A 26999-nucleotide genomic window follows, 5' to 3' on the forward strand; every position below is an offset into this window, starting at 1 on the left:
AATCTTTGATTGGCAAAGCGCCATGGCTTGATTACAATGCTCGCCGCTTCGGGGGAGTAGCTAACCTAGACAGACAATTCCAATGGATAACGTCAGTGTAGGGATGGATATCAACACAATTGGCCACATGCCATGGTATTCATAGCAAGCATACATAGCCTTATGTATCCGCGCCCAGCAAGACCTGAGCACAAGATCCGCACTATTGGGGTGGCGGGATCATTGTGCTTTTGTTTTCTTGCCTCATTATGAGCGCCCCCCGAGAAAGATGATTTATGGACGCCCTACTTACCTCAACATTCGCTGTTGCTATCGCCGAAGTTGGCGATAAAACTCAATTACTGGCCTTATTGCTAGCTGCGCGTTTTCGCAATAAAACTGCCATTATTGCCGGTATTTTATTTGCCACCATACTCAACCATGCCGCCGCTGCCAGTCTTGGCCATTGGGCCATGGGCTTCATATCCGAGCAGATGGCGCACTACCTATTAGCCGCCTCTTTCTTTGCCATCGCCTTATGGGTATTAGTGCCAGATAAAATGGATGATGAGCAAACCGGCTTTTACCGCTATGGCGCCTTTATTGCCACCTTCGTGTTATTTTTCTTGGCCGAAATGGGCGATAAAACTCAAGTGGCGACAGTCGTACTGGCTGGCCGTTTTGATGATTTAGCTATGGTAATTTTAGGGACGACCATCGGCATGCTACTTGCCAATGTACCCGTGGTGATGATGGGCGATTATAGCGCGGAAAAACTGCCATTAACCTTGATTAGACGCAGCTGCGCAATCCTCTTTACCTTAATTGGCATAGTGACCTTATTGTGGCGCTAAGACCAATTAAGCGAGCTATTACTGCAACCTAAAAAACAATGCCAGCATAGGCTGGCATTGGATTTAGCTATTAAGTTAGCTGCTGTTTACTTGGCTAATTTTACTTAGCTAGTTTTACTTAGCTAAGCCTTGCTTAACGCGCAGGCCATAATCGCTATCCGCGTAAGTAAAATGCTCAACCATACGCTGCTGCACCGCTAAGCTAGTTTGGCTTAAGGTAGAGCAAATATTGCTCACCAAGCGCTGCTTTTCATCTTCACTAAAGATGCGGTACAAGTTACCGGCTTGGCTATAGTCATCTTGCTCGTAACGGCTGTATCGCGCCGCTTCTCCTTCTAAGCGTAATGGTGGCTCGCTCAAGTTTGGCGCTTCCATTAACGTATCTTGAGTGTTTGGACCATAGTTAGCGCTGCTATCACCGCCAGTTTGATGGCTATGATATGGGCACTGACTGCCTGCCATAGCACCAGCGCGCTGGTAATGATTGCTGCTTGTTGCATGTGGGCAGTTAACCGCTAATTGATTGTAGTTAGCTCCGATGCGATAACGCTGGGCATCGGCATAAGCAAACAAACGCGCTTGCAGCATTTTATCTGGTGAGGCACCCACACCTGGCACTAAGTTACTTGGCGCCATTGCCGCTTGCTCAACTTCAGCAAAATAGTTTTGGGGCAGACGGTTAAGTTCCAACACACCAATTTCCATCAGCGGATAATCTTGATGTGGCCACACTTTGGTCAAATCAAACGGATTGATACGGTAATGGTTAGCATCCGCTTCTGGCATGATTTGCACGTTCACCGACCAGCGTGGGAACTGCTTATCCATGATAGCAACCACCATATCGCGCTGGCTTGAGTCTGGATCTATGCCTTTTAAAATATCCGCTTGCTCAGCCGTTAAGTTAGCTATGCCTTGCTGACTCTTGAAATGGAACTTCACCCAAAAACGCTCGCCCTTGGCATTCCATAATGAGAAAGTATGGGAGCCATAACCGTGCATTTGACGATAGTTAGCTGGAATGCCGCGATCTGACATTAAGATGGTGACTTGATGCATAGCTTCTGGATTCAGCGCCCAGAAATCCCACATCGCTTGTGGATCTTTTAAATTAGTGTGCGGATTACGCTTTTGGGTATGAATAAAGTCTGGAAACTTAATGCCATCGCGTAAAAAGAAGGTCGGGGTATTATTACCCACAATGTCGTGATTTCCGCGCTCAGTATAAAAGCGCACCGCAAAGCCACGCGGATCGCGCTCAGCATCGGCAGAACCCATTTCGCCGCCAACGGTAGAAAAGCGCACGAAAGTTTCGGTTTGCTTACCGACACCATTGAAATGGTCGGCAATCGTATAGTCACTCAAGTCTTTGGTTAAGGTAAACACCCCATATACACCGGTTCCTTTGGCATGCACGATTCGCTCAGGAATACGTTCACGGTTGAAATGCGCGAGCTTCTCAATTAAGTGCCAATCTTGCAGTAATAACGGGCCACGTTCACCGGCAGACAGCGAGTTTTGATCGTCGCTAATCGGTGCACCATTTTGAGAAGTAAGATATTGAGGTTGCTTGTCCATTTAACACTCCAATGCATCATTTATGATGCTAAAAATTTGAATTCCTAAGCCAAATTATTGGCTTCAATCTGATTGCAATTAGAATAGCGAGTTATCGATTTTATACAAAACGATTAAAACAAATGAAAGCAATCGCAATTACAGATTAAAAGACCAATCTAGAGAATAAGTTCAAATTTTTGTTAATACTTTGATGTGTATCAAGTTAGAGTGGTAAATGACAATTATTTGCAAGAACGCTTAGTTATTGCGCACGTTTAACCACGGCAGCTGTCATGCGCGTAATACAAGTTAATTCACCGGCCGCATTAGTAATGCGCACTTCCCAGACTGAGGTGCGTTTGCCCAAATGAATCGGCTTAGCCGTTGCAGTTAACAGGCCTTTGCGCGCCGCTTTAATGTGATTGGCATTAATTTCCTGACCCACACAAAAATAGCGAGTGAAATCCACCGCAAAATTAGCAGCATAACTAGCCACAGTTTCGGCCAATACCACATTGGCGCCGCCGTGAACTATCCCCAAGGGATTATGCACAGCTGGAGTCGCTTCCATAGTGGCTGTCATGTAATCATCGCCAATCTCAGTGATACGAATGCCCATGGTTTGCATCAAGGTTCCTTTACCATTGATGCCCATATCTAATTGTTCACATTGTTCTATGGTGACAGGTTGAAACCAGATACTCATATTTGCATCCTAGAGCATGAAAAAGAAAACAGTGTAATGGGTTTAGCTAAGGGGATGCTAGCGCTTTTACACGACTTGAGACCTTGCAGCGCACTGATTACTCGAAAAAATAGTAAAAATGCGTGTTTATAGCGCCAAGATTGCGCCTGCAATCGTCAGCAAACAGAAAAAAATGAGGAGTAAAAAGTGGCAATGCTCGCGCAGAATTTGAACTCATGATGAATGTGAGATCAATTAATCAAACACAATCAGCCAGAACAGCAGCAAAAAATAGCAGGGGTGGTGTCAACGCCCCTTTTTTATTGGGATGGGTACGCTGACACCTGTAGGGTAAATCTTCACTTTTTTATAAGGTATGAATCGCCGCTAAGGTCAGCTTAATCATTTCATTGAGAGTATGCTGACGCTCTTCTGCCGTTAAGTGCTGGCCTAAACGGATATGGTCAGTGACAGTCATCATGGCCAACGCTTTAGCACCGTATTCAGCAGCAACGGCATATAAACCAGCGGCTTCCATTTCAACGCCCAAAATGCCGTATTTTTCCATTAAATCATAACGATTATCATCGCTTGAATAGAATAAATCCGATGAATACAAGTTACCTACACGGTAATTCACGCCTTGCTGCTCAGCGGCATCTACTGCGCGGCGCAGCAAACCAAAGTCAGCAATCATAGCAAAGTCAGTGTTAGCAAAACGGCTGCGGTTCACCTGCGAATCCGTGCTCGCGCCCATGGCCATCACTACGTCCATCAGCTTGATATCTTCGCTAATGGCGCCACACGAACCGATACGGATAATATTTTCAACACCGTATTCAGTGATTAACTCTTTGGCATAAATCGAGATAGAAGGAATGCCCATACCAGAACCCATCACAGACACTGGCTTACCTTGATACTCACCGGTATAACCTAACATGTTGCGCACATCTGTCACTAAACGGGCATTGTCTAAGAAGTTCTCAGCAATGTATTTAGCGCGCAGTGGGTCGCCTGGCATCAACAGTGTCTTAGCAAAATCACCCTTCTGGGCATTAATATGTGGTGTCATGTTACGCTCCTAAACTAAACAATAAGCCAGCAATGGTGCCGCTCATTAAGTTGGCCATTGCGGCTGCAATTAAAGCCTTGATACCCATAGCGCTGAGATCTTTACGACGCTCAGGGGCCAGCGCCGCCAACCCTCCAATCACCATGGCAAGCGAGCCTAAGTTGGCAAAGCCACACAAGGCAAAACTGATAATAATTTGGGTTTTTTCAGAAAGTTGCTCTTTGATGGCTAAGAAGTCCATGTAGGCCACAAACTCATTAATAATCATCTTTTGACCAATGAAAGAGGCCGCAAGTGGAGCTTCACTCCAAGGCACGCCCATCACCCAAGCGAGCGGTGCTAAAACGAATCCGAGTAGGTATTGCATGGTTAAGTTTTCAATACCAAACCAAGCGCCAGCGCCACCAATCAGGCCATTGACTAACGAAATCAAGCCCACGAATGCAAGCAATAACGCGGCAACTGACAGCACTTGTTGCAGACCCATGGCGGCGCCATTGGCAGCAGCGTCTAATACGTTGGCAGGCTTGTCTTCTTGATCGTCGATGATTTTGTTGATGTCGTTCTCAACGGTGCCAGTTTCAGGCCACATTAATTTGGCAAATAACAAACCGGCTGGCGCCGTCATAAAGGCGGCTGTGAGTATGTATTTAACATCAACGCCCATTTGGATATAACCTATCATAGTGCCGCCAGACACTGAGGCTAGACCGCCGGTCATTACTGCAAATAATTCAGAACGCGTCATGCGCTTGATGAAAGGGCGCACCATAGATGGCGCTTCAATAGGACCTACTAGGATATTGGCGGTGGCTGATAAGGATTCAGCACGGCTGGTGCCAAGAATGCGCGATAAGGCGCCGCCCACAACACCAATCACCAATTGCATTATGCCAAGATAATACAAGGTCGCGATTAATGAGCTGATGAATACCACCACGCACAGCACGTTAATCACAAAGATAAAGCCCAAGCTAAAATTAGCTAAATCGCCAAATAAGAAGCTTAAGCCTTGATTACCGTAGCCAATAACCTGCATCACCCCCGATGACACGCTATCAAGCACAGCTTGCCCCGCTGGCACATAGAGCACGAAAGCACCAAAGAACACTTGAAATATCAAGGCCCCAAGCACAGTGCGTAATTTAATGGCGCGGCGGTTTTCCGACAACATCACCGCTAAGCCAATTAAGCACATCATGCCAACCAAACTGATGAAAACTTCCATACAAATTACACCCCATGTCTTCGCAATGGCAGCAGTGTAACCAGTGAAATAATAAGGACAAGAGACAAAGATCACTTAGTTTAAATGAATATTAGAATATCCAACATTAACCACTGGTTTATCAATTTTTTGTTGTTAACTGCTAGGCGCTCGACAACAAACCAACAACAAACCAACAACAAACCAACAGCAAGCGCAAAGTTTTAACCAAACAAACACAACATGTGCGCGCAAAAATCCAGCGCCACAAATATTGCTAATCATTGGGCCTTACGCCAGATCCCGCCCCACTTTCTGAAATTAAACTACCAAAATGAAATAAAAAATCTAAGAAGTATCGCCATCATTAGTCGCAAAACCACGGGACAGTTTCGCTATGTTTAGTTGCTACTGCTTGTAAACGTGCCCCAGCCACTAGCACTTAGCCAGTGATAGCCAGTGTGGCTAGATTGCTACCGCCAATTGTTCGCCATAAAAAACTATTACTTCAGCCATCTAGACCTCTACAACTCAAGATAAAAGTGATAAGTTAATTTTTAACTGTAATCACCACCAATGGCGCAACAAGGTGATACAGGTAACAGTGCAATTGATTTACACGCGTTAAGCTGATATTTCTCCCATTATTGGCTCTTGGCAAAGACATAAAACACTCAATTGAAGGTGCCCTATGGCGAAACACTCGCTTAATAAAGATAAAATAAAAATTCTGTTACTTGAGGGCCTGCACCCTTCATCCATGGAAGTGTTAAAGAGAGCGGGCTACAGCAATATTGTTAGCCACAAAGGCTCATTAACTGGCGATGAGCTCATTGCCGCCATTAGTGATGCTCACTTTATCGGCATACGTTCTCGTACCCATTTGAGCGCTGAAGTCTTGCAGCATGCCAGCAAATTAATTGCCATTGGCTGCTTTTGTATTGGCACTAATCAAGTGGATATCAAGGTCGCAGAAAAGCTTGGCATTCCAGTGTTTAACGCGCCATTTTCTAATACCCGCAGCGTAGCGGAACTTGTGCTGGGTGAAATTATTATGCTGCTTCGGGGCATTCCTGAGCGCAATGCTTTAGCGCATCAAGGCGGTTGGCTTAAGAGTGCCGTTGGCAGCTTTGAGGCGCGAGGCAAAACCTTAGGCGTCATAGGTTATGGCCATATTGGCACTCAGCTTGGCATATTGGCTGAAACCTTAGGTATGCGGGTTACTTTCTATGATATTGAAGATAAATTGCCGCTCGGTAATGCCCAGCAAATCCATAGCCTGACGCAATTATTAGCCAACTCTGACGTGGTTAGTTTGCACGTGCCTGAAACCGATGCAACGCGCAACATGATAGGCGCAGAGCAATTAGCGTCTATGCGCCAAGGCAGTATTTTGATCAATGCCTCGCGCGGCACAGTCGTAGATATTGATGCCTTAACCGTGGCATTAAAGGAGCGCAAGCTTAGCGGCGCCGCCATTGACGTGTTCCCCGTCGAGCCAACCTCCAATGACGAGGCCTTTGTATCGCCGCTGCAAGGTTTACACAATGTCATTTTAACCCCGCATGTGGGCGGCAGCACCGCCGAAGCACAGGAAAACATTGGTATTGAAGTCGCGGGCAAACTCGCTAAATACTCAGACAATGGCTCAACCGTATCTGCGGTTAACTTCCCTGAAGTGTCATTACCACAGCACACAGGTACTTCGCGATTACTGCATATTCACAGCAATCGCCCAGGGGTATTAATTCAAATCAACCAAGCCTTTGCGGTAAAAGGCATCAACATTGCTGCCCAGTACCTGCAAACCACCGCCGACATAGGTTATGTAGTGATGGAAGTTGATACTAGCGATGCTGAAGAAGCTTTAGCGCAACTGCAAGTGATTGACGGCACCATTCGCACCCGACTGTTACACTAAGCCTGAGTTGATGGCCTGCTGTAGCACATGAATTAATGGCAATCAGAGACAACAACACCCAGAGTCAGTGATGCTGAATCTGGGTGTTTTTTTATTGCAAGACAGAAGGTTAAACCAGCTAGTCTGGCGATTACTTAGCGACTAGTGCTCGGGCGATTAACACACGCGCGCCACTAAGCCCTTAAGATAAAATCCTTCAGGGAAGCCGCCAGCAATCGGATGATCCGATGCCTGACTTAAACGCTCGATAAACTGAATATCACGCTTAGCATCAAGCGCCGCGTCTGCGACTACTTTTTGGAATAAGTCAGCCGGCATTAATCCTGAGCACGAAAAGGTCAATAATATGCCGTTAGGGTTCAGTAACTGCATAGCAATCATGTTGATATCTTTGTAACCGCGACAAGCACCGTTAAGTTGCGCCTTGTTATCCGCAAACTTAGGTGGGTCGAGCACTATCACATCAAAGGTTTTACCTTGGTCGCGATAATCACGCAGCAACTTAAACACGTCGGCTTCGTTGTAATTGACATGAGCGTCATCAATGGCGTTAATCGCCATGTTTTCGCGGGCAGTGGCTAATGCTAACGCTGATACATCAACGTTCTCAATGCTGCTGGCGCCAGCTTTAGCGGCATATAAACCAAAGGTGCCGGTATAGCAAAAACAGTTAAGTACTGACTTACCTTTGACAAAACGGCCAGCGATGGCGCGGTTATCACGTTGATCTAAATAAAAACCTGTTTTATGGCCTTTAATCACATCCACAGCTATCTTGATGCCGTTTTCTTCAATAATCACAGGCATAGCTGGCAATTCACCGTGCAATAAGCCAGTGACCAATGGCAAGCCTTCTTTCTTGCGCGACTCTACGTCTGAGCGCTCGTAAATGGCGCAATCAGGATAAAGCTCAGCCAAGACAGACACTAAGGTATCACGCCAAAAATCGGCGCCAGCGCTTAATAACTGACACACCAGCACATTGGCGTACTTATCTATGGTAATGCCAGGTAAGCCATCAGATTCTGCCGCCACTAAGCGATAACCCGTTAAGCCTTGCTCAGCAATCACATGCTCGCGGCCTGCTTGGGCGCGAATGATGCGGCGCATAAAGAAGTCTCTATCTATTTGTTCTTCTTTATCAAAAGTCCAAACCCGCACTTGAATTTGTGAGGCTTCTGACCACGCCCCTCTGGCCAACCATTTGCCATCATGGGCAACCACATCAACGGTATCACCATTGACTGGCTTACCTTTGATATTGTGAATACCACTGGCAAACACCCAAGGATGATGACGTTCTAGGGATTTCTCCCTTTTTGGGTGAAGCTTAATACGAATGGCCATAGTTAATCCTAATCATTACCCTGCGCAGAAATTAGCTTCCGCGCTCAAATTGGCCAATATTCTACTAGGTTAGAGGGATAAAATCAGATTAATCCTAAGCAGTGAGCAATTCGCCTTAATCATCAGCAGCTTGTTATGTTGCTTGAGCTGTAAACCCCTTAAGCATACAATCGCTGTCATTCATATATTTGTAGGAACTTGCCATGAAAACCGTCGCTGATTGTTGGCCATTAGCCATATCCCAACCCACCCTAGCCATTTGTCAGCTGACTCACTTTGGTGTGTTACAGCTTATGGGTGAGCAGGCACGGATTTTTTTAAATGGCCAAGTCACTGCAGATATTACTCGTTTAGACGCTGAGACTTGGCGCTTTGGCGCGCACTGCGACCCTAAAGGCAAGATGATCGCAAGTTTTCGCGTGTTTGGCCGCGATGATTACCTGCAGCTATTAATGCCAAAAGATACCTTAGCCATTGATTTACCGCAGATGCAAAAGTACGCAGTATTTAGCAAGGTTGAGCTCAGTGATGTATCTGAGCAGTGGCAGATTTTAGGTGTGACTGGCCGCGATAGTGACGCCTTTATTACCAAGCATTTTGGTGAATTGCCGCACTCAGTCAATTATTTAGCCGATGGCAGCACTCTGCTTAAATGCGATTACGGTTACTTGTTAATGCTCACTAAAGAGCAAAGCGAGCGTATTAGTCATGAGCAAAGCATTCAAGACTCAAGCCTATGGCAAGCCTTAGAAATTAGCGCAGGCATAGCTAACATTGGCGCTAATCATAGTGCGCAATTTGTGCCGCAAATGGCCAACATCCAAGCCATTGACGGTATTAGCTTTACTAAAGGCTGTTACATGGGGCAAGAAACCATAGCGCGCATGAAATATCGCGGTGGTAATAAGCGCGCCCTCTATGTAGTGACTGGTCAGTTAGCGCAAGCGCCAACAAGCGATGCCGAACTGGAAATGGACATGGGTGAAAGCTGGCGCAAAGTGGGTAGCATCATAGAATCAAGCTTCATTGATGGTCATTTCTGGTGCAGCGCGGTTCTGCCGAATGATACAGCCATGGATAGCTTGCTGCGCCTATCGACCCAAACCGATGTGCGTTTATCCTTGCAAGCTCTGCCATACTCATTAGAAGAAAGCGTATAAGTAAGCGCGCATGATTTGAAATGAAAAAAGTTTAAAATGAAAAAAGTTAGGGGCGCTAAAATAGCGCCCCCAATTATTTAACATGTATCAATCAAGGCATTAGCCTTGTGGCGACGCTAAACATAGCGTCACTTAGTATTCATCTACTTAGGCTTACTCATAAGCGGTTGCAATTCCTGCAGCGCCTTATCAAATTCAAACTTACTGATTAATCCAAACACTGACTGATAATCTGCCAAATGCTCATGTCGGCAAGCTTGCAACTGCGTCACTAAAGTGACTGCGGCGGCGTCTGATTGCTGCAAAAACACTTGCAGCTTTAGCAGGCACTGGTGCAACTGCAAATCACTAATCGACTCGCCAAGCTCATTGAGATGCTGCAATTCTCGCCACGAATTAATGGCCATAATAATGTCCATTAATAAGCTCAGCATGGACTCACTTGACCACTCTTTGCCTTGATTAATAATATCGCCCGCTTCAGTGGCTAAATGCGACAAGCGATCGCTGCCTAAGCTTGCGGCCACACCTTTAAGCGTGTGTAGCAAACGCGCTAAGGTTTGCCAATCACCGGCGCCATAAGCTTCTGGGATTTGGGTTAATAATTGTGGCTGTCCGGTTGCAAAGCGCACCAATAAATCGGCGTAGAGTTCACCATCAAAATTAAGCCGCGCCAAGGCCTTATGACAATCCAGCGCGGCGTGCGCTGGCCACACACCTTTATCAATGTCAGCAATACTTTGCGCTTCCTCGCAGTCTATTCCAAATTGATGCAGCACTTGCTTTAGGTAGCAAAAATCAAATGGCTTAGGCAGCACGGCATTAAAACCTATGTTTAAGTAACCTTGCACATGGCTGTCGGTATGATTAGCAGAAAGCGCAATCACAGCTAAGTGTTGCCATTTTGGTTGAGCGCGCAGCCGCTTTAAGGCTGTTACTCCATCCATGACTGGCATTTGAATATCCATTAACACCAGTTGGACGCGATTTTCTGCCAAATATTGCAGCGCTTCCAAGCCATTTTCAGCAATCGCCGGTAATGGCAGTTGTAAGCGCTCAAACATAGCCATGACGAGTTGTCGATTAAGACCGTGATCATCAACCAGTAATATAGGTAAATCCTGATCGGCTTGAGGGATAATGCCGGTGCCACCACCGTCGCGTGGACGCTCGCAATTAAGTTCAAATTGAAAGCCAAATTCGCCCTCAAAAGATAATAATCGCAGTTGACCACCGAGCACGCCAGCAAGCTTCTTCGCCAGCGATAGGCCCGATGACATATCGAAGATTTTTTCTAACTGACTTAAATTACCATTGCCACCCCAATGGCTTGGAATGATTTCCACCTGCAAATTGACTTGATTAATATCCGCCATCGACCTGGCTCTACACACAGGTGTCCCGCCTTGCTTAGCCACAAAATGCAGTAAACAGCTCAGCAAACGCTGCAACTTAGTGCCATCCGCCACTATCTTGCCACATTGCGGCCAATCAAAAATCAACTGTTGTAGATCTCGCCCCCACAACCGCCACTGTTCTTCTAGCCCTTGTTTTAAGCCCAGAATATACAAGGCTTGGCTGTCGAAAGTGAATTTTTGACTATCAAGTTCCGCCAGCATAAGTAAGTTATTAATTTGCCACTCAAGCTGGTGATTGGCTAAATTGATGGCTTCTAATTCGGTGCGGTTTTGGGGTTCAAGCGAGCTTTGCAGGCACAACTGCGTCATGCCATTGATAGTATGCATGGGCGATTTTAAATCGTCATTGAGTGATGCCAGCCATAACCGCATTTGGCCCAGTAAGGGCGCACTATTGTCGGCCGATGCAGGCACCGGCGCTGAGGGGGGAAGTGGGCGCAATTATGTCCTCCATTACAATATTGTCGCCACAGGAAGCTTAACTTGCCGCTAATCCAGTAGCTGATTTCAATTGTTTAAAGTAGTCATAGGTTTCAGCCAAAATAACTTGTCTTAAACCGATAATGGCAATCAAGTTAGGTATCGCCATCAAGCCATTGACTGTATCTGCCAGTAACCAAATTAAATCCAATTTGATAAAGGCGCCACCAGCAATCAAGGTCAGAAATATCAGCTGATAGACTCGGCTTCCACGACCTTTAGTTAAATAATGCCAGCAGCGCTCACCATAATAATTCCAGCCCAAAATAGTGGTAAAAGCAAAACACACTAGGGCTATGGTAACTAAGTATTGACCAATAATTGCATTTCCGCCTGTGGCAAATGCAGCGCTAGTCATAGCCGCGCCCGAAGCGTCGCCATTCCACACCCCAGTGATAATCAATACTAAGCCAGTCATAGTGCAGATAATGATGGTATCGAAAAAGGTGCCCGTCATGCTGACTAGGCCTTGCTCGGCAGGAGAGTTGGTTTTGGCCGCAGCCGCTGCAATCGGCGCACTACCTAGCCCTGACTCGTTAGAAAACACGCCGCGGGCAATACCAATTTGAATGGCCTGCGCTACGCCTGCACCTAAAAAGCCGCCAGTAGCTGACATAGGGGTGAATGCCGCGTGCAGCACTAACTCTAGTGCTGGAATAATTTGATCGTAAAAGCTCACCAAAATCCAGCCACAAGCAAGTAAATAGCCTGTTGCCATGGCTGGCACTAAGCGCTGCGCCACCGCGGAAATGCGGCTCACACCCCCAAGCACCACTAAGGCCACCACACTGGTCAACACCACGGCGGTCATTTCATGAGGGATTTTAAAGGCGATATCTAAAGCATCACTAATGGCATTTACTTGGGCAAAGGTACCTATACCAAAAAAGGCGACCCCAACCCCAAATACTGCAAAGGTTTTAGCCAGCCAAGGCAGGCCGAGTCCTTTTTCTATGTAGTACATAGGGCCACCAGCAATGCGGCCATTGCTATCAACTGTGCGATATTTTACGGCGAGCAGACATTCGGCATACTTGGTTGCCATGCCAAAAAAGGCGGCTAACCACATCCAAAATAAGGCCCCAGGTCCACCAATTTTAATGGCGGTGGCCACACCCACAATATTACCTGTACCTATGGTGGCCGATAACGCAGTGCATAACGCGGCAAATGGGCTGATATCTCCCTTACCTTGGGATGGTTTAAACAATAAACCTAAGGCCATAGGCAAACGAAATACCTGCATAAAACCTAAACGTAACGTCAGGTAAACACCGGTACCAACCAGTAAAATTAGGGTAGCAGGCCCCCAGACAAGGGCGTTAATGTGGGCAATAACATCGTGCAAATTCATACAAATCCTCAGTTTACAAAACAACCTAAGTAATAAACGAGGAGGAAAAGAAATGGCTGGCAAATCCGCCCAACAAATAGGCAGATGCAGTTTAGACCGAGAGCAAAAGACCAAAGTCCAGCCTCTAGGCAAACAGGCAAAGCAGTCACCCTCTCCTCTGTCCTTTTGCCTGAGCGTTTCACTGAAACAAGCTCACATCATCTCGATAGTCATCAAGATAAGTTAACCTTATTCCAGCTTGCGCCTTCGGCGCTGGCGTTAAGCTATGCCAGTCTCTCCAGAGGCTCGTCCAGTAACAGTCCACGCCTTGCGGCACCTGAAAGAGTGCTTCTTTACCTGCTGCGTTGTCGCAGTGGCAAGAAGTTGCCTCGTCGGTGTGGGGTCAATTCCCCACTCTCCTGCTACCTTCATCCGAACGGATAGTCGCCTAAGCGACAAGGTGAGAATAGTGCCGCGTTTGCCCCCTAATGACAAGCAAGAATGCAGCCGCGCAAAACCTGCCGATCAAAAATCAAACAATCATCACAAAATAATTAGTTGGCGCATAAAAATCATTCAGTTATCTTATAAGTGAATGCTCTCAACACAGGAAGTGGTCGTGGCTGAACTTGTGATAGTCGATAGTGTCAGTAAGGGCTTTAATGATGGTGCGGATTATCATGGCGTCTTAAATGATGTCAGCTTGAGCTTAGCTCAAGGTCAAACTGTGGCGCTTACTGGCCCCAGTGGTAGCGGAAAAAGCACCTTACTTAACTTAATGGCTGGCTTTGAATTTGCTGATAGCGGTCAGCTGTTTTTAGACGGTGAATCCACCTTGCATTGGAAAGATGCCCGCTGGAGCGATTTTCGCCGCCGCCACCTTGGCGTAGTGTTTCAGCAATTTAACTTATTGACCCCCCTTAACGTCAAAGATAACATTGCCTTTCCCCTGCACTTACTTGGTCAAGAATGGACCCCTTGGTGCGATCATCTCCTCAATAAACTTGAACTCACCAATCTTAGTCATCGCAGCGTAGAGCAACTGTCTGGCGGCCAGCAACAGCGTGTTGCCGTCGCGCGCGCCCTAGCCCATCAACCTAAGTTGTTACTGGCCGATGAGCCCACCGGTAATCTTGATAGACAAGTAGGTCTGCAAGTCATTGAGCTACTGCGAGAACTAGCCGCAGAAGCTGGCAGCTCCATCTTAATGGTGACGCATTCTATGGAGTGCGCCAGCTTTATGCAGCGTCATTGGCAATTAAGAGAAGGCAAACTCCTAGAATTACCTCAAGTTGAATTGCCTCAAGTTGAAATACTGCAGCACTTAAGCCCAGAGACTAACGCCTACCCGACTCAAGTGCTCAAGGCCTAAATCATGAACGTCATGCTCATCACGAAAGAGTCGCTCACCCTTAGCTTGATGAGCCTTAAGGTGTTTCTAGCCCACTATCGCCACAAGCCGCTGCAAGCGTGCTCAATTCTGCTCGGCATTGTTTTAGCTGTCACTTTACTCATAGGTGTTAAAGCCACCAATGAAAATGCGGTGCGCAGCTACAGCGAAGCCACTGAACTTTTAAGTCGCCAAGCCACAGCGCATATCTTGCCACCAAGCTCGACAGGCACTTTAGATGAGTCGCAATATTTTGTGTTGCGACAAGCAGGTTTACCCGTGCTTGCAGTATTAGACGGCCAAGTTGTTGATGATCAAGGGCAACGCTGGCAAATTAATGGCAGCGACATCATAGCTGCCACCGCATTATTAAGAAGCGCAAAAACTAGCCACCAAGATAGTTCAGCATCAGCCAACAGCCATATTGATAAACAGCAAGATGCCATGCCGGACTTGCCTTTAGGGCGCTTATTGCAAGGGCAAATGCTCGCCATTGTTAGCCAAAGTCTGGCAGATAGGTTAAATGCAAAGCTCGCGGATACCCCAAGAGACAGTACTGCTGGCAATCAAACCACTAACAAAACCAGTAATAATTCAGCCTCATTAGTGCTGGCAGGCCAAATCATCAGCTTGCAACCATTGCCTGACAGCGCGGGACTTGGCCTCAATATCTTGCTAGATATAGGCGTGGCACAGCAATTATTAAATTTACCGGGGCGGCTTAGCTATATTGCGGTGATGACTGACGACCCGCTAATGCTCGCGCAGGTCGAGCGCTTACTGCGTGCAGGTAACAGTTTAAAAATGGGCGACCAAGGTGAGGCATTAACTGAGCTCACCGCCAGTTTTCACCTTAATTTACAAGCCATGGCCATGCTGGCATTTGTGGTCGGTTTATTTATTGCTTATAACGGCATTCGCTACAGCTTAATGAAGCGCCAGCGCTTATTGCTTAAATTGCTACAAGCTGGGGTCACGCGCCACGCCTTAATGCTGGCATTGCTGCTGGAGCTGCTGCTACTTGTGCTCGTTGGCGCGAGCCTTGGATTTGTTTTAGGGCTGCAGCTGAGCCAATGGTTGCAACCTATGGTGGCCATCACATTAGAGCAACTTTATGGTGCGCGTTTGCTGCCAGGTTACTGGCAACTTGCTTGGTTAGGTGAAGCCATAGCGCTAACCTTAGCTGCGGCGCTGCTTGCCTGCATTCCTTTATACCGCGCGCTCACAACACAATCATTAGCCCGCGCTGGCACTCAATATACTCAAAGCCTTATTCAGTATCGCAGCCACAAACTGCAATTTATAACGGCTTGCATCTTAATGTCTGGCGCAGCTGCGCTCATTCCTTTCAGTACGGATTATCGCTACAGCTTAGCGCTCCTTGGCGTACTGACGTTAGCTATGCCCTTACTATTACCTCAGCTGATGTTATGGCTAGTCAATGTACTGGAGAAATTTGCGCCCAAGGGACTCACTCAGTATTTATTGGCCGAAACCCGTGAGCTAACAGCGCCGCTCGCCCTTGCCATGATGGCGCTGCTACTGGCGCTAAGCGCTAATATCTCGATGAATACTTTGGTTGACAGCTTTGAGCAAACCTTAAAAACTTGGATGGATAATCGCCTCCATGCGGATTTATACATACGCCCTAACCCTGATGACACCGATAAGATTGAGCAGTGGCTGCACCAAACCCCAGGCATTGATAGCGTATCTATTCAATGGGAAGGCTTTAGCCATATAAGCCTCTCTCATCAAAGCGATATTCAAGGCGAAAGCTCATTAGCCAAAAATGGCGCCACGCTAGCATTGCCGCGTCATCGCATCATGCTGCTATCCCGCGATAATGATGCCATGCAGGCCACGGTGTCCATCAAGGAGGCGAGTGCTACTCACTGGCAAGAACTGCTTCAAGGTCAAAGCCTAATGCTAAGCGAGCCTTTGGCATTAAGGCATAACATCAAGGTTGGTGATCGCCTGCAACTGGGTGCTACTGAACATTTATTCCCACAAGGACTAATGGTTAGCGCCATTTATTATGACTATGGCAAACCCTTAGGCGAAGTGATGATAAGTGAAGACCTATGGCAAAAGGCAGGGCTATCCAATAAGCAGCGCAACTTTGCCGTGAACTGGCAAGGCGATATCGAGCAATTGCAATTACAGTTGCAACAGCAAGGCATAGCTAGCGCCATGATGTACAGCCAAGGCAAGATAAAAACCGAAGCGATTAAATTGTTTAAACGCACTTTTTCTATTACCGTCGTGCTTAACAGCTTGACCTTAATCGTTGCCGCCATTGGTCTCTTTAGTGCCAGCATGATGCTCATGCAAAACCGCCAAGCGCCACTGGCGCGCCTCTACGCCTTAGGTGTGCCTCGCCCGCAACTATTTGCCATGGTGAGCATACAAATGCTGTTAATGGTATTAATGACTTGCCTCTTGGCATTACCGGCAGGCGCCATCTTTGGCTGGTTACTCATACATAAAGTCACCCTGCAAGCGTTTGGCTGGAGCATAGTCATGGTGTGGGATTGGTGGGCCTATGTGCAGGTGAGCCTACTGGCGTTATTGGCCTGCGCCATTGCCGTTGCTATTCCGTTAATCCGCCAAACCCGCCGACCATTAATCAGTAGCTTGCAGCAGGAGGTGCTCTAATGCTTAAGAGACTGTTCTTTAGCGCGCTACTGTTAACCACAGCCTGCGAACCAATAGACAATCTAAGTGACATAAGTAACCCAGAAAGTAACAGCATGGGTAAGTTTATGGGGTCAGGGACTCTCGACCCAAATGAAGCAAGCTATGCCAAGGTCTTGCCGCAAACTCCTATTATTTTTCCAGAAGACCATCAAGCCCATAATGATTATCGTATTGAGTGGTGGTATCTCACCGCGAATCTGACGACAGAGCAAGGTGAAAGCTTGGGGCTACAATGGACGCAGTTTCGAATCGCGACGGCCACAAGCCCAGCACCAGAGCGCGAAAGTGTTAATGCTCCCAGCCCCAATGCTTGGGCGACTGAGCAGCTATACCTAGCCCATAGTGCTGTCACCACCCACAAGCAGCATCTTGCCAGTGAACTTTGGTCCCGCGGCCACCCCCAATTAGCTGGGGTGGCTAGCTCGCCGCTACGCGTTTTTATTGATGATTGGCAATGGCGAAGCGCTAGCGATGACTTATTTCCCGCCACACTCAATGGTCGCGATGAAGCCTTTAGCTATCAACTGCAACTAAGCAGTCAGGCGCCTTACCAATTGCAAGGCACTAATGGCTATAGCATTAAAAGCGACGATGGCACTGTTGCCTCGCACTATTACAGCCAGCCGTTTATTGATGTTAGTGGTGAAGTGACTATTGAAGGCAAAGTGGTGCCAGTGACAGGTCAAGCTTGGCTTGATAGAGAGTGGAGCTCGCAATTTTTAACCCAAGGCCAGCAAGGCTGGGACTGGTTTGCACTGCGCTTAAATCAAGATACAGCGCTAATGCTATTTCAGCTACGAGGTGATGGCAGTGAACAAGCGAACTTTTATGCAGGCCGCTTAATGCACCGCGACGGTCAAGGCGAAAGCTTGGCATCAAGTGACATAAAAGTCACAGCACTAGAAACCCATGACATAGATGGCAAAACCATCCCCATAGCATGGCAAGTCGAAGTCGCTAAACATCAGATTGATGTCACTGTCAGTGCGCTCAACCCTGACGCTTTAATGCCATTATCGATTCGCTATTGGGAAGGACCGGTCACCCTTACCGGCACTCACCAAGGCGTTGGCTATATGGAGCTCACAGGTTATTAAAAGGCGCTAGGACTTAGACTTAGGTGTTCTGAGTGATTTAGTCGGCTTAGGCGCAGTTTTTTGCGCCTTAACCGCAGGCGCCGCCGTCGGTACCAGTAAAATCCCACCGTGTTTTAAGCCATGAATGGTCCCAAGCGTGGCAATCAACCAAGCGCACAATAAGCCAATAAATAAGGCTACTGCGCCCCAAGTGAACATACCAAGGCCAGTGTAGTGCGCCAATTGCGTCGTTCCCGTCACGCAAGTGCCCACAGGAAAGGTAAATGCCCACCAAGTTAAAGCAAACGGCATGTTGCGATAGATTGCCCGCAGCGTCAGTAGCGCCGCTATCATGGACCAAAACACAGCAAATCCCCACACAGGCACGCCATAGAGTAACGCCATGGTATGAAAACTAACGCTTAATGGCGCAGGTAAGACCTGCATAGCAACCACACCTAAACTGCCTATGGCCGTGATGGACTGACCAAGTGGCCCCAAGACTATCCATAAGGTTGGCACACGGGCGCTACCTGAAGAACCTGAGTGAGCTAAGCGGCTCCAAATTAAGGTGATAATAATAAGGGATGCCAGCAAACTTAAGCCAAACAAGGCGTAGCAGCCATAGAGCAAGCTTTGCTGCAACGCTAAACTACTCGCATGGGGAATTAACAAGGCGCCAATCGTGGCCGACACCATAGGCGGGACCACAGGCATTAACCAGCCGCCAAAGGCCGCATCCTGTTGCATTTCATAACGGGTAAAGTGCAAATAAGGGATGACAATCGCGGTCAGCACGCCTGTGATAGTGCCAAGTGACCATAGCACCCAGGCAATATTAATAGCGATATTTGGTGGCAACACGTGATGCCCCACCAGCACAGCGCCGCCAGCCACAGTTAACATCGCCATAGGCGGCGCGCCAAAAAACTGCGCCATCACGCCATCATTAAATTGGCGACGCAATACATGGGGGCGAGCTATGGCTTGAGTCACTTTAAGCACAAGTAATAGCACTAACATTAGCGCGGCGATTATCCATACCACTAAGGCAAAACCTTGGAGTCTTTCACCAAATAGCGGTAATCCCACTGCGGCATTGGCAATGATGCCTGTGCCCATGACAGAGGCAAACCAGTTAGGCCCGATTTCTTTGCTGTACTGAGCAATGTCAGGAGTTGGCATAAATATCTCAGCGAATTAGTACTAAGTTTTTGGTTAGTTAAACTGTAGATGGCCAAGACTTAAATGCCAGCGCATAACTGCGAGTCCAAGATTGATGGCTTGGATTAAAAGCCGGCGGCTAATTGCTTAAAATACCAATGTTGACTTTGAGGTTAATGAGTCACTCACGGAAGTTGATTGCATTAAATATAAAAAACTCATAAATAAAACTTATCATAATGAATAAAATGCAGTCTGCACCAAATAAACTATCACTTTCAACAATTAGCATTAGCTAACTCAATTAATTTGCAGCGCCTTTATTAATACCTTTTTCAAATTAACTTTATGCCATTGCGGTATAAACCATAATTTAACCATTAATAGAGTGCCAAACATAAGTCACTACTAATTTACGCATTGGCAATTTATTTTAATTAGCCATTTTTTGCTGTCACTTATTGTCATAAATTATTTTTTAAAACAGAACGCCTTAGCAGTTAATTATGCTAACTAATGATACTTAAGGCACACAATTTAAGAGGATAACGCTAAATTAACGAATGAGAAGTACTGAAGGTGACTTAAATTTAATGAAAAAATAACTGAAACCGTAAATAATCGCCTAGATATTCGGTGAAATTAGCCTTAACACGCGGATTAAACCATTTTTCAGGCAATAGATAGCACTATCACTTAAGGATTAGTCATTATTAAGTAACGGCTCACATTAGCCGCGAAGTTGCGAGCTTTATCTAACAAATACAACAAATAACCAATTAAGCTTAGTTAAGTGATCATGCTCGACATTCTGTTATTCCAATCAAGGTAAGCTTGTTTTGCGTTGCTAAGGAGACACTCCTCCTTCATAAATTCGATGAGTAATTTAAGTGTTGATCTGAATTAAGTAACACTTCCCGACACTCAATATTCGGATAAGCATTTTACTATTAACCTGATTTAATAGGATTGAAATGAAAGATACTAATAGCGTACGGTTAGAAGAAGACTTATTGGGCACCAAAGAAGTATCCAATCAGTGTTATTACGGCATTCACACCCTGCGTGCCATCGAGAACTTTAAGCTCAGTCATCAAAAAATTTCGGATGTTCCTGAATTAGTCCGCGGTATGGTTATCACTAAAAAAGCGGCCGCCATGGCCAATAGTGAATTAGGCGCAATAAGCCAAGAAGTTGCCGATAAGATTATTGCGGCATGCGATTTAATTTTAACGACTGGCAAATTTATTGATCAATTCCCTGTCGATGTTTATCAAGGCGGCGCTGGTACTTCAGTCAATATGAACACCAATGAAGTGGTTGCCAACGTAGCGCTTGAACTCATGGGTCTTGAAAAAGGCCGTTACGATGTGATTAACCCTAACGATCATGTCAATAAGAGCCAGTCTACCAACGACGCTTACCCAACGGGTTTCCGTATTGCCGTCATCAATAGTACCGATCTGTTGCTTGAAACTTTATCTGATCTCATCGATGCCTTCGATGCTAAAGCCAAAGAATTCAAAACTGTATTAAAGATGGGCCGCACCCAGCTGCAAGATGCTGTGCCTATGACCTTAGGCCAAGAGTTCCATGCCTTTGCCGTGACTCTGCGCGAAGAAATTAAGTCTATCAAGCTGTGCCAAGGCTTGTTATTGGAAGTGAACTTAGGCGCAACCGCAATTGGTACAGGTCTTAACACGCCATTAGGCTACTCAAGCTTAGCTATTAAGCGTCTGGCTGAAATCACTGGCCGCGCTTATGTGCCTGCCGATGACTTAATTGAAGCGACCTCAGATTGCGGCGCTTACGTCATGCTGCACAGTGCCATTAAGCGCATGGCAGTTAAAATGTCGAAGATTTGTAACGACTTACGCTTACTGTCATCTGGTCCACGCACCGGCCTTAAAGAGATTAATCTGCCAGAACTGCAAGCCGGTTCATCCATCATGCCAGCCAAGGTTAACCCTGTGATCCCTGAGGTTGTCAATCAAGTGGCCTTTAAGATTGTTGGCAATGACATCACTATCACTATGGCGGCAGAAGCCGGTCAATTACAGCTTAACGTGATGGAGCCTGTGATTGGTCAGGCCATGTTTGAGTCGTTAAGTTTACTGGGCAATGCATGTGTGTCGCTGCGCGAGAAATGCGTATCTGGCATTACCGCTAATCCAGAAATCTGCATGAGCCATGTGATGAACTCTATCGGCATTGTAACTTATCTGAACCCAATTTTAGGTCACCATGAAGGCGACATTATTGGCAAGATTTGCGCTCAAACCGGCAAGAATGTGCGTGAAGTCGTACTAGAGCGCGGCCTATTAACCGCCGAAGAACTTGATGAGATTTTGTCAGTTGAAAACCTCATGAACCCTAAATATCAGGCCAAGCGCAAGTTAAGCAAAGCGTAACTCTTGATGACTCGGGCTGAGATAACTCTCAGCCCACCACTTAAAGCAACGGATGAACAAACCAGAGGGACCTTAGCAGGCATTCGAAACTGCTCAAGGATAAAAACAACAAAAAAGAGCTAAAATAATGATAATACTAGAATTAGTCGTACTATTCGGCGCGATTTTCCTCGGAGCTCGCATGGGCAGCATGGGCATAGGCTTTGCTGGCGGTGTGGGCGTTCTTATTTTAACTATGGGCTTAGGTTTAACCCCAGGCTCTATTCCTATCGATGTAATCCTTATCATCATGGCGGTAATTACTGCCATTGCTGCTATGCAAGTCTCTGGCGGTATGGACTATTTAGTAGCACAAGCTGAAAGGTTGTTGCGTCGTCACCCAAAGCAAATCACCTTTTTAGCGCCTGTGGTCACCTATTTTATGACCCTGTTCGCAGGTACTGGTCACACAGCATTTTCGACCTTACCTGTAATTGCTGAAGTGGCTAAAGAGCAAGGCATTCGTCCATCACGCCCATTATCAATTGCTGTGGTTGCATCACAAATTGCGATTACTGCCTCACCGATTTCTGCCGCTGTAGTATTTTTCTCTGGCATCTTAGATCCACTTGGCGTTGATTATTTAGTGCTGCTGGCTATCTGTATTCCATCAACCTTTATCGCTTGTATGGTCGGCGCTGTCGTTGCCAATTTAATGGGTAAGGAACTGGCTGACGATCCTATCTATCAAGATCGTTTAGCTAAAGGCTTAGTGAAAATCCGCGGCAAAACTAAAGTAGAAATCCAGCCTTGCGCCAAGCGTTCAGTGCTCATTTTCTTAGTGGCGATTGCCACCGTTATGGCTTACGCCACTGCGATTTCTGACATGGTTGGCTTAATCACTAACCCTGTGCTGCCACGTGACTCAGCCATTATGGTGATCATGCTGACTGCCGCTGCCGCCATCACCATTTTCTGCCGCTTAGATGCTGGTGAAATCTCTAACGCTGCCACCTTTAAATCAGGCATGTCTGCTTGTGTGTGCGTATTAGGTGTGGCTTGGTTAGGCGATACCTTCGTATCTAATCATATCAACGAAATTAAAGAGTTATCAGGCAGCTTACTGGAAACCCAACCTTGGATGTTATCCGTTGCCTTATTCTTTGCTTCTATGCTGCTCTACTCACAAGGCGCCACCACCAAAGCCTTAATGCCTGCGGCATTAGCTATCGGTGTTAGCCCATTAACGGCTATTGCTTCATTTGCTGCCGTTAGCGCCCTGTTCGTATTACCAACTTACCCAACCTTGTTAGCAGCGGTTGAGATGGACGATACCGGTTCAACCCGTATTGGTAAGGCAGTATTTAACCATCCGTTCCTCATCCCAGGTGTTATCACTATTGCAACCAGCGTGGCCTTAGGCTTCGTATTTGGCGGCATGATGTTATAGCGCCATATTGTGACCTGCTATCAAGGGGTCAAGCGAGCCGTCAACCCATGCAAGCAGGATGACGGCTTAACTCAACCAGGAAAAACTTGGGTCTAGGGGCGGCGATTAACTCCTAGTCCAAGCCAGTAAAAGGTGAATTGATGTCAACCAAAAACCGAGTCCCTACCGCGATTAATGGCGGGCCATTTGGCCAAGCATGGTCGGCGAAAGCCGATGGTTTACAGAGTCTAACCGGTATTATTCTGGGCGCTTTCTTGTTAGTGCATATGCATTTTGAGGCGAGCATTTTATTAGGTAAAGATGCCTTCTATCACGTAGTGCAACTACTTGAAGGCGGCATGTTTACTGAAAGTGGTCATGGTATCCCTGTAGTGACTCAAATATTTTCTGTGGTGATTTTAGCCATAGTGTTAATTCACGCGGCCTTTGCCTTACGCCGCTTTCCCGTCCAAATTGGTCAATGGCGCGCGCTGCGTGGCTTTATGGTCAACATTAAACATGGTGACACCCGCATTTGGTTTTGGCAGATGGTGACCGGCTTCTTGCTGTTTTTCTTAGTGTCAGTGCATCTTGGAACCATGATTTTAAACCCAGAAATTGGCCCACATCTGTCGGCTGAGCGCGTCTACCACGACAACGCTTGGTTACTGTATGTGCTGCTATTACCCATAGTACTTATCCACGGTTTATTTGGTTTATACCGAGTGATAGTGAAATGGGGTCTCAGTAATAACCGTACGTTAGTGCGTAATATCGCTAAGGTGCTGCTGGTCTATTTATTGTGCTTAGGTTCACTCAGTCTTATCACTTATATCTCCATTGGCAGTGAGTTAACTCAGCCAGTGGTGCCTTATTCCCCTAAGTGAAGTAGTAGCTACAGCCATTAGTCGCTACCAAGCGATGATAGATTAATAAAAAGCTATCTAAATTATTAGATAAGGATTTGATTTGAAAATCATTTATACAGACTCATTAGTAGTTGGTGCCGGTTTAGCAGGCCTACGAGTTGCTATCGCCACCAAGGAGCGCGGCCTTGACACCTTAGTGTTATCGTTAATTCCCGCTAAGCGCTCACATTCAGCCGCCGCGCAAGGCGGCATGCAGGCCAGCCTTGGCAATACTGTCAAGGGCATGGGCGATAACGAAGATGTGCATTTTCACGATACCGTCAAAGGTTCTGACTGGGGCTGCGATCAAGACGTAGCTCGAATGTTTGCCCACTGCGCGCCTAAAGCCATTCGCGAATTAACTCACTGGGGCGTGCCTTGGTCACGAATTTCCGCAGGCCCACGCGAAGTGATCATGAACGCCCAAAAGGTCACACTGAATGAAGCGGAAGAAGCCCATGGCTTAATCAATGCCCGCGACTTTGGTGGCACCAAAAAATGGCGTACTTGTTATACCGCCGATGGCACAGGTCACTCATTACTGTACGCGGTAGATAACCAAGCGATTTCCATGGGCGTACCAGTACATGAGCGCATTGAAGCCTTATCGCTTATTCATGACGGCAAGCGCTGCCATGGCGTAATTGCTCGCTGTTTAATCACAGGTGAGCTGCGTGCCTATGTGGCCAAATCTACCACTATCGCCACTGGCGGTTATGGCAAGATTTATGAAATCTCCACCAACGCCACTATTTGTGAAGGCATAGGCCAAGCCTTAGCACTCGATACCGGTGTTGCCACCTTAGGCAATATGGAAGCGGTGCAATTCCACCCCACCGCTATTGTGCCAGCAGGCATTTTAACCACTGAAGGTTGCCGCGGTGATGGCGGTATTTTGCGGGATAAAGACGGTTATCGCTTTATGCCTGAGTACGAGCCGGAAAAGAAAGAGCTTGCCTCACGGGACGTAGTATCACGGCGCATGACTGAACATATGCGTAAAGGCAAAGGCGTTGATAGCCCTTATGGCCCGCATTTATGGCTAGATATCACCTTGCTTGGCCGCGATCATATTGAAAATAACCTGCGTGAAGTGAAAGAGATTTGCGAGTACTTCTTAGGTATCGACCCTTGTAAAGACTGGATCCCTGTGCGCCCAACCCAGCATTATTCTATGGGCGGCGTGCGCACTAACGCCACCGGTGAAAGCCCGCAGTTAAAAGGCTTGTTTAGCGTTGGCGAAGCGGCTTGTTGGGACATGCACGGCTTTAACCGTTTAGGCGGTAATTCGGTGGCCGAAACTGTGGTAGGCGGCATGATCATCGGCAAATACGTGGCTGATTTTTGTGAGCAAAACCATTTAGAAATCGATACTAAGCTGATTGAACAGTTTGGCACTCAGCTGAAGAGCGAAATCGATCAACTGGTCGATGGCAATGGCGAAGAAAACCCATTCAAGATTAAGCATGAAATGCAGCGCATCATGATGAATTACGTGGGTATTTTCCGTAATGGCCCAGAGCTTGAAAAAGCTGTGACTGAGCTTAAAGCCTTATTAGTACGCGCTAAAAATCTTGGTCTCACCTGTAAAAAACGCCACGCCAACCCTGAACTAGTGGAAGCGCTGCGCGTCACTCGTATGCTACGCGTAGCCCTAACCGTTGCTTGCGGCGCAGCTGCCCGCACTGAAAGCCGCGGCGCCCATTCACGGGAAGATTATCCGCAGCGTAACGATAGAGATTGGCTCAACCGCACTTTGGCCACTTGGCCAGATGCCAACGCCTTAGAGCCAGTACTGCATTATGAAGCCTTAGATGTAATGAAAATGGAATTGCCACCTGGATATCGCGGTTATGGCAACGACAATACTATCCCTCATCCTGACACTGAAAAGCGCCAGCAAGCTATCAAAGAAGTGCTTGCTGACTTAGGTAACGATGCCGATAGATATGCCGTGCAACGGGCATTAATGCCTTTTGACTTGCCAAGCCATTTGCAAGCGCCGAACGAGCGCTTAACCGATACCTTAACCACAATTCCATCTCAACCGGCAGGAAATCAACCATTATGAGCCGTCAAATTAATATCAACATCTTCCGTTACGATCCGTTAGATAGCCAAGATAAGCCGAAGATGCAGCGTTATCAGATCACTGAAACGCCAGGCATGACAGTGTTCATCGCCTTAAATCAACTGCGCGAGCATCAAGACCCATCGCTGCAATTTGATTTTGTTTGCCGCGCCGGTATTTGTGGTAGCTGCGCTATGGTGATTAACGGTTTGCCGACACTGGCGTGTCGCACCTTAACCGCCAATTATCCTGATGGCGAAATCATCTTGATGCCACTGCCAGGCTTTGAATTGATTGGTGATTTATCGGTAAATACCGGTAAGTTTATGCGCGAAATCGCCGAGCGTTTACAGCTGTGGCTGCACCCTAAGCCTGAAGATCAAGATATCCATAGACTGGAAGATCCTATGGCTCCAGAAGAAGCGGCGCGGATTTATGAGCTTGAGCGCTGCGTTGAATGTGGCGTGTGCGTATCTGCCTGCGCCACTAAGCAAATGCGCGATACCTTTGTCGGTGCCGTTGGCCTGATGAAAATCGCGCGCTTTGAAATGGATAGCCGCGATAGCCGCACCGCTGATGATTTCTACCATGTGATTGGTAATCAAGATGGCGTATTTGGCTGCATGACCTTACTGGGTTGCCAAGATAACTGTCCGAAAGATTTACCGCACATGCAGCAAATTGCTTATCTGCGCCGCAAAATGGCCTCGACTATTCTTTAATGGCAAGGCTTAAGAGGCTTAAGAGTCTTCACTCTTAATGCCGCAATTCACATTAATAAACACACTAAAAGTCACCCCTGATTTTTAGTGTGTTTTTATTTAAGCTGGTACTCGAAAGCCCCATCCCAGA

At 46.9% G+C, this 26999-nt stretch carries 19 protein-coding genes and 1 riboswitch; of the genes, 11 read left to right on the forward strand and 8 right to left on the reverse strand.

Annotation, left to right across the window (positions count from 1 at the left end):
* The first annotated feature begins 275 nt into the window (after positions 1-275).
* Positions 276-833, forward strand: a complete 558-nt coding sequence (locus AC1HDP_RS10590; protein WP_479638737.1) for a TMEM165/GDT1 family protein — start codon at positions 276-278, stop codon at positions 831-833.
* A 114-nt stretch (positions 834-947) separates the two neighbouring features.
* Here the strand turns inward: AC1HDP_RS10590 and katB are convergent, their stop codons facing one another.
* The 4 genes from katB to AC1HDP_RS10610 all read right to left on the reverse strand — a co-directional run bounded on the left by katB (position 948) and on the right by AC1HDP_RS10610 (position 5381).
* A complete protein-coding gene (katB, locus tag AC1HDP_RS10595; protein WP_479638738.1) occupies positions 948-2411 on the reverse strand; it encodes a catalase KatB in 1464 nt (487 codons plus the stop codon).
* A gap of 244 nt (positions 2412-2655) precedes the next feature.
* Entirely contained in the window at positions 2656-3099 is a 444-nt protein-coding gene (locus AC1HDP_RS10600) for a PaaI family thioesterase (protein WP_140933699.1), read from the reverse strand.
* A 346-nt stretch (positions 3100-3445) separates the two neighbouring features.
* A complete protein-coding gene (gene deoD / locus AC1HDP_RS10605; RefSeq protein WP_479638739.1) occupies positions 3446-4153 on the reverse strand; it encodes a purine-nucleoside phosphorylase in 708 nt (235 codons plus the stop codon).
* Between the two features lies 1 nt (position 4154).
* The gene (locus AC1HDP_RS10610) at positions 4155-5381 is read right to left on the reverse strand and encodes a NupC/NupG family nucleoside CNT transporter (RefSeq protein WP_479638740.1); all 1227 of its coding nucleotides are present in this window, start codon (positions 5379-5381) and stop codon (positions 4155-4157) included.
* A 670-nt stretch (positions 5382-6051) separates the two neighbouring features.
* Between AC1HDP_RS10610 and serA the strand changes: the two genes are divergently transcribed.
* Positions 6052-7281 carry a phosphoglycerate dehydrogenase gene (gene serA / locus AC1HDP_RS10615; RefSeq protein WP_479638741.1) on the forward strand — a complete coding sequence of 410 codons (1230 nt, stop codon included), beginning with the start codon at positions 6052-6054 and terminating at the stop codon, positions 7279-7281.
* 156 nt (positions 7282-7437) lie between these two features.
* On the opposite strand, the gene AC1HDP_RS10620 is transcribed toward serA, so the two are convergent.
* On the reverse strand, positions 7438-8628 hold the full coding sequence (locus AC1HDP_RS10620) for a class I SAM-dependent rRNA methyltransferase (protein WP_479638742.1): 1191 nt from the start codon (positions 8626-8628) through the stop codon (positions 7438-7440).
* Between the two features lie 203 nt (positions 8629-8831).
* Between AC1HDP_RS10620 and ygfZ the strand changes: the two genes are divergently transcribed.
* On the forward strand, positions 8832-9788 hold the full coding sequence (gene ygfZ, locus AC1HDP_RS10625) for a tRNA-modifying protein YgfZ (RefSeq protein WP_479638743.1): 957 nt from the start codon (positions 8832-8834) through the stop codon (positions 9786-9788).
* Positions 9789-9931: 143 nt separating this feature from the next.
* Here the strand turns inward: ygfZ and AC1HDP_RS10630 are convergent, their stop codons facing one another.
* Complete coding sequence (locus AC1HDP_RS10630) at positions 9932-11647, reverse strand: response regulator (protein ID WP_479638744.1); 1716 nt, start codon at positions 11645-11647, stop codon at positions 9932-9934.
* 37 nt (positions 11648-11684) lie between these two features.
* Complete coding sequence (locus AC1HDP_RS10635; RefSeq protein ID WP_479638745.1) at positions 11685-13040, reverse strand: alanine/glycine:cation symporter family protein; 1356 nt, start codon at positions 13038-13040, stop codon at positions 11685-11687.
* A 147-nt stretch (positions 13041-13187) separates the two neighbouring features.
* Positions 13188-13331: riboswitch (glycine riboswitch) on the reverse strand.
* Positions 13332-13614: 283 nt separating this feature from the next.
* Between AC1HDP_RS10635 and AC1HDP_RS10640 the strand changes: the two genes are divergently transcribed.
* From AC1HDP_RS10640 to AC1HDP_RS10650, 3 genes are read left to right on the forward strand one after another with little or no spacing between them, the layout of a single operon-like run.
* Positions 13615-14391 (forward strand): ABC transporter ATP-binding protein, encoded by a 777-nt coding sequence (locus AC1HDP_RS10640; RefSeq protein ID WP_479638746.1) that lies wholly within the window; start codon positions 13615-13617, stop codon positions 14389-14391.
* Between the two features lie 3 nt (positions 14392-14394).
* Positions 14395-17067: an ABC transporter permease gene (locus tag AC1HDP_RS10645; RefSeq protein ID WP_479638747.1), complete on the forward strand. Its 2673-nt coding sequence runs from the start codon at positions 14395-14397 to the stop codon at positions 17065-17067.
* Positions 17067-18206 carry a lipocalin-like domain-containing protein gene (locus AC1HDP_RS10650; protein ID WP_479638748.1) on the forward strand — a complete coding sequence of 380 codons (1140 nt, stop codon included), beginning with the start codon at positions 17067-17069 and terminating at the stop codon, positions 18204-18206. Before AC1HDP_RS10645 ends, AC1HDP_RS10650 begins: the two co-directional genes overlap by 1 nt.
* Positions 18207-18212: 6 nt before the next feature.
* Here AC1HDP_RS10650 and AC1HDP_RS10655 read toward each other — a convergent pair whose 3' ends face one another.
* Complete coding sequence (locus AC1HDP_RS10655) at positions 18213-19370, reverse strand: TDT family transporter (protein WP_479638749.1); 1158 nt, start codon at positions 19368-19370, stop codon at positions 18213-18215.
* Between the two features lie 953 nt (positions 19371-20323).
* On the opposite strand from AC1HDP_RS10655, the gene aspA reads away from it, so the two are divergent.
* The 5 genes from aspA to AC1HDP_RS10680 all read left to right on the forward strand — a co-directional run bounded on the left by aspA (position 20324) and on the right by AC1HDP_RS10680 (position 26869).
* Entirely contained in the window at positions 20324-21760 is a 1437-nt protein-coding gene (aspA, locus tag AC1HDP_RS10660) for an aspartate ammonia-lyase (protein ID WP_479638750.1), read from the forward strand.
* Positions 21761-21887: 127 nt separating this feature from the next.
* Positions 21888-23189, forward strand: a complete 1302-nt coding sequence (locus tag AC1HDP_RS10665) for an anaerobic C4-dicarboxylate transporter (protein WP_479638751.1) — start codon at positions 21888-21890, stop codon at positions 23187-23189.
* A 140-nt stretch (positions 23190-23329) separates the two neighbouring features.
* Positions 23330-24055: a fumarate reductase cytochrome b subunit gene (locus tag AC1HDP_RS10670; protein ID WP_479638752.1), complete on the forward strand. Its 726-nt coding sequence runs from the start codon at positions 23330-23332 to the stop codon at positions 24053-24055.
* 82 nt (positions 24056-24137) lie between these two features.
* A complete protein-coding gene (locus AC1HDP_RS10675) occupies positions 24138-26147 on the forward strand; it encodes a fumarate reductase flavoprotein subunit (protein ID WP_479638753.1) in 2010 nt (669 codons plus the stop codon).
* Positions 26144-26869, forward strand: a complete 726-nt coding sequence (locus tag AC1HDP_RS10680; protein ID WP_140933715.1) for a fumarate reductase iron-sulfur subunit — start codon at positions 26144-26146, stop codon at positions 26867-26869. Before AC1HDP_RS10675 ends, AC1HDP_RS10680 begins: the two co-directional genes overlap by 4 nt.
* Positions 26870-26999: the final 130 nt, after the last annotated feature.

It is taken from the genome of Shewanella sp. ISS20 (assembly GCF_056522965.1).